General features: G+C 60.1%; 1 protein-coding gene. It reads left to right on the top strand.

Going from position 1 to position 223, the window contains the following annotated elements:
• Positions 1 to 223: hypothetical protein (locus KO537_RS23035; protein ID WP_219236062.1), on the top strand; the 223-nt coding region annotated here is incomplete at both ends.

The following is a 223-nucleotide window of genomic DNA, read 5'->3' as shown; positions in this document are numbered from 1 at the left end:
AACGGGCAGTAATTACACCCAAGGACCTAGACGTAATCTGGGGACAACCCCAGATGCAGCGCCGAGTGCTGCGACTGGTCATCCCGGTGGTCCCGCGGCTGGCAATGGCAGAGGTACAACCCCACCAGTGATGGGCAACGGTTCGCCATCGATGACAGATGATGGCACGCAAACCGATGCGCCTACAGCCGTCGCAGACACACCGACGAATGCGGGTACACCA

Source organism: Shewanella sp. NKUCC01_JLK (genome assembly GCF_019345615.1).
GTDB classification, from domain to species: domain Bacteria; phylum Pseudomonadota; class Gammaproteobacteria; order Enterobacterales; family Shewanellaceae; genus Shewanella; species Shewanella oncorhynchi.
This window is presented reverse-complemented; position numbering and strand designations above follow the sequence as displayed.